This is a genomic window from Limosilactobacillus difficilis (genome assembly GCF_947387495.1).
Classification (GTDB): Bacteria; Bacillota; Bacilli; order Lactobacillales; family Lactobacillaceae; genus Limosilactobacillus; species Limosilactobacillus difficilis.
On record NZ_CANDNU010000069.1, the window covers coordinates 1 to 4626 of the forward strand.

The 4626-nt window shown below is 47.8% G+C and carries 4 protein-coding genes; all 4 read left to right on the forward strand.

The features are described 5' to 3' along the window. Positions 1-94: 94 nt before the first annotated feature. The 4 genes from QOR82_RS08755 to holA all read left to right on the forward strand — a co-directional run bounded on the left by QOR82_RS08755 (position 95) and on the right by holA (position 4543). The gene (locus QOR82_RS08755; protein ID WP_283584366.1) at positions 95-745 is read left to right on the forward strand and encodes a helix-hairpin-helix domain-containing protein; all 651 of its coding nucleotides are present in this window, start codon (positions 95-97) and stop codon (positions 743-745) included. A gap of 68 nt (positions 746-813) precedes the next feature. Then, the gene (locus QOR82_RS08760) at positions 814-1302 is read left to right on the forward strand and encodes a ComE operon protein 2 (RefSeq protein WP_283584367.1); all 489 of its coding nucleotides are present in this window, start codon (positions 814-816) and stop codon (positions 1300-1302) included. A gap of 14 nt (positions 1303-1316) precedes the next feature. Next, the gene (locus QOR82_RS08765; RefSeq protein ID WP_283584368.1) at positions 1317-3551 is read left to right on the forward strand and encodes a DNA internalization-related competence protein ComEC/Rec2; all 2235 of its coding nucleotides are present in this window, start codon (positions 1317-1319) and stop codon (positions 3549-3551) included. Next, a complete protein-coding gene (gene holA / locus QOR82_RS08770) occupies positions 3521-4543 on the forward strand; it encodes a DNA polymerase III subunit delta (protein WP_283584369.1) in 1023 nt (340 codons plus the stop codon). Before QOR82_RS08765 ends, holA begins: the two co-directional genes overlap by 31 nt. Positions 4544-4626: the final 83 nt, after the last annotated feature.

Here is a 4626-nt window from a genome sequence, read left to right on the forward strand (position 1 = left end):
TATTTAATGGTATAGCGAAGCAACAAAAAACGGCACCGATAAGAATTACTCTTATCAGTACCGAATATTCTAGAATCTTTTAATGAAGGAGTGGTTGAAGGCATTGTGGGAAGATTATCGCCGCGAATTAATAATAGCTTTAGCGGTTGTTGTTTTGCTGGCGTTTTATTTGTTGACTCACGGCATTGCTGGCAGTTTTTCGACCGGCAAGCCGCATCAAATGTCTCAGCAGATGGAGACCAGTTCAGTGAGCAATAACGGGGGTGTGCAACGCAGGAGCGGCAAAGTAGTAGTTGATGTCAAAGGGGCAGTCAAGCAACCGGGCTTGTACCGGCTGGCTCACGGTGCCAGAGTCCAAGAAGCAGTGACGGCCGCTGGTGGGTTACGCGATGATGCCGATAGTACGCAAGTTAATTTGGCAAAGCAGCTCGTTGACGCTTCAGCTATTTATATTCCAGCTAAGGGTGAGCAGGCACCGGCTGGGATGGGGACCGCCGCCAGCACTGGCAGTTCCGCTCAAGCTGACCAGGGTTCGACTACCGGCGCTGATCATGAGCCGATTAATCTTAATAGTGCGACTAAAGAGCAACTGACCACTCTGACGGGGATTGGGGATAAGAAGGCAGACCTGATTTTGCAGTATCGTCAGGAGCATGGCCAATTTAAATCGGTGGATGACCTGAAGAACATCAACGGTTTTGGTGATAAAACTGTCGCTAAATTACGCGACCAGTTGGCAGTTTAGATTCGTTTTCTTTTCGATTCTTGTCGGGTGTACTATACTAAAATACAAATCAAAAGGGGTGAAGCATTGTGGATGAGCGAATGGATTGGGACCAGTACTTTATGCTCCAGGCGGCCTTGCTGGCTTCACGGAGCACCTGTACCCGCCTTTCGGTCGGGGCCGTACTGGTTCGTGATAAGCGAGTGATTGCAGGAGGATATAACGGATCAGTCTCCGGCGATGATCACTGTATTGATAAGGGATGTTATATGCGCGATGGCCACTGTGTCAGGACTATTCATGCGGAGATGAATGCGATGCTGCAGTGTGCTCGTTTTGGTGTTTCAACGGACGGCGCGATGATTTACGTGACGGATTTTCCATGCCTGCAATGTACCAAGAGCTTACTGCAGGCCGGCATCAAGCAGATTAACTACCTACGTAATTATCATAATGATGAGTACGCAATGAAGCTGATCAAGCTCAAGAACGTCAAATTGAAACATATTACTTTTGATCCCGACATCTTAAAGGAAGCGCGGCTGGACCAGTACATCCACCCGCAAAAGAATAACTAATTAGCCGTTCGTGGTTGCCAGCAGCCATTGCTTCAGCCTTGTTTGTCACGGTAGTGGTGACACGGCAATGGTGGTTAAGCCTGCTAGTGGTGTACTGGTTACTGCGAATCAAAACTGCCCGCCAGCGTCGCTGTTGGTGGCGGATGATTGTTGTGATGACTGTCTGTGCCAGCTTAGCTTTCTTTCGCGTTCAACGCTGGGATCGGCTGACCTTGACTGCTGAAGTGGATTGCCAGCAGAGTTTGGTTGTAATGCCCGACCAGATTCGGGTTAACGGCAACCTTGTGACTTTAACTGGCAAGTGCTCAGATGGTCAGCGGGAAATAGTCAATTGGCGTTGCCGCACAAAAAAGGAACAGCAATGGTGGCTTCACATTCGCCAACCGCTTCAGCTGACAGCGTGGGGACAGCTTCAACCAGTGACTTTGGCAACGAATTTTGCTCAGTTCGATCTTCGTACTTATTATCGGGAGCGGGGAATTTGCAACCAGTTAAGGGCTAGGCAATTGGCAGTGCGACCACGTGCTGTTTTAGGACCGTTAGACCTTTGCCACTGTTTGCGAGCCTGGCTGCATGGCTATTTTCGAATTTTGCCGAAGCCGCTTTCTCAGTACTGTGATCGTTTGCTGATTGGCTTTTCGACCCCCAATGAGGATTGGCAGCAAGCAGTGCGTCAGTTAGGGATTATTCACCTGTTTTGCATTTCAGGGATGCACATTGTTCTAGCAATTGAGTTATTACGTCGGCTTTTAACGAGACTTTATGTCACAAAGGAAAGTATCGACTGGCTTTTAGTACTGTTTTTACCCGCTTACCTGATCATCGGCGGAGGTGCAGTTAGCTTAGTGCGAGCGGTGATTATGGCTGAATGTCACCTTTTGGGACGACATTTCAAGCTGACCGGGATTGATATTTGGTCGCTCAGTCTCATTTTGGGCCTAGTCCACGACCCGCTTTTACTAATGAGTATGGGTGGGCAGCTGTCATATTTACTGTCGTTGATGCTGTATTATGTCAAAGAGGGCGGCTGGCAGCAATCCGTTCAACTGAGTCTGCTATCCTTGCCGGCTATCCTCCACGGGGCCTTTGAATTTCACATTTTAAGTTTGTTTGCTAGTTATATAGCAATTCCGGTCTTTGCTGTCCTAATCTTTCCGGGAACGATCATTGCTGCTTTGACTTATCGGTGGTGGCCTTGCTTTGGTGACAGTTTTAACTGGGCTTTGCTGCAATTTCACCACTGCCTAATTGCTTTGGCGCACTTGCCGGGAGAGATCTGCTTTGGGCGGCCAAGTGGTCCATTAACTATTTTGTTACTAGTTCTCACCCTACTAGTGGTCGACAGTCCGGCCAGCCGAAAGCGTTGGTTAGCGTTGCTGAGTGCATACCTGTTGATTTTCGTGTCCATTCATGTTCCATTGAATGGGGAAATCACTTTTGTAGATATTGGTCAGGGTGACAGTATCATTATTCGCACCCCGTTGAATCGGAAGGTGATTATGATCGATACCGGTGGCCGGCTCAGTTTTCGGCAAGGACGCTGGGCTCGGGTCAAGGCCGGACGAAGCCGGGCTGAAACATGTAGTATTAACTATTTAAAGAGCGAAGGGATCAACCACCTCGATGCTTTATGTCTCAGTCACGCTGATGCTGATCACATTGGTGATATGTCGTCAGTGATGCGAGATCTGAAAGTCAGCAAAGTGGTTGTACCTATCGGGATGGAATCACTGCCGCAGTTTACAGGCAGATTAGTGGGAACAACAGAAGTCGTCCCTTGTAAAGCCGGCGACAATGTCGACCGAATTTTGCGGGCAGTTCATCCAGCCAAGCCCGGCCAAGGAAAAAATGAAGATTCCTTAACTTTGTGGGGAATTTTCGGTGGAAACAATTTTTTGTTTACTGGTGATCTCGATCGGGCAGGTGAAAAAGCGGTGATTCAGCGCTATCCGCAGCTTTCGGTGGATGTCCTCAAGCTAGGACATCACGGAAGCAAAACAGCAACGGATCCCGAAGCAATTCGCCACTGGCAACCGAGGCTGGCTATTATTTCTGCTGGCCGTTTTAATCGCTATGGTCATCCTAACCGGGAGACAATGCAAATCCTTCATGATGATCGGATTCCATCGATGTCAACGCAGCAGTATGGCATGATTAGCTACCAATATCGTGGTGAACATGGCCAATGGAAAACTTGTTTAAGAGGAGACGAATTAAAATGGATGTTGCCACCTTACAGCAACAGTTAAAGAAGAATCCGCCGGCACCAGTTTACTTGGTGTTAGGAACCCAGCAAGCTTTGCAGAAGCAAGCCAAAGTGGCTTTTAATAAGCTGATTCCAACTGAAGAGCAGGTGATGAATGTCGGCAACTATGACATGGAAGTAACTCCGGTTGCGACGGCAATCGATGATGCTGTGTCAGCACCTTTTTTTGGCGAACATCGGCTGGTAATGATTAATAAACCGTATTTTTTAACCAGTCAGCATGTCAATGTTAAGGTTGATCATGACGTGAACGAACTGAGCAACTATCTCAAAGCACCGGAACCGACGACGATTTTAGTCTTGTTTGCGCCTTACGAAAAATTGGATAGCCGCAAAGGGGTAGTCAAATTATTGAAGAAAACGGCTGTCTTAGTGGATGCTTCACCGCTCAAGGAAGTAGCAGCCCGGAAAGCAGTTCAGGGGTTGTTTCAGAATCAAGGAGTCCAAATCGAGCCGGACGCCATGGATGAGTTGGTACGACGCTGCAATGCGGATTACGGCCGGATGAGTGCTAGTGTGAAACAGTTGGCCCTGCTTTCGTATCCGGAAAAAAGGGTGACAGCTGCGATGGTAAGTGGCCTTGTGAAGCAATCATTGGACAACAATGTCTTCCACTTGGTCAATGCGGTATTACGACGCAATCAAAAAGAAGCGCTTGGTCGTTATCAACAGCTATTGGCCGCTCAAACAGCACCGTTAGCTATTAATGGGGCTCTGATCAATCAGTTTCGTCTGCTTACCCAAATTAAAATTTTGGCCCAACGTGGCCTGAGTCAGGGGAGCATCGCCGCGAAATTAAGGGTTCACCCGTATCGGGTAAAACTAGGGTTGCAAACGGTGCGCCACTTCAAGATGGAGACACTCACCAACGGCTATCTTGGCCTAGTGGATTGTGATCGGCAATTGAAGTCCTCACAACGGTCACCTGAATTGCTCTTCCAGTTATTTATGCTGAAATTAAGCCATCAAACGTAATTGTTAGGCTTGAGAATTTACAATTCAAGTGCAACATAAATTAAAAAAATAACCCATAACGGGTAGAATTAGTTTAATGACCA

What these genes read in the sequence shown, in the direction of transcription:
- holA (WP_283584369.1), top strand. Translation starts at nt 3,521, where the DNA reads ATGGATGTTGCCACCTTACAGCAACAGTTAAAGAAGAATCCGCCGGCA.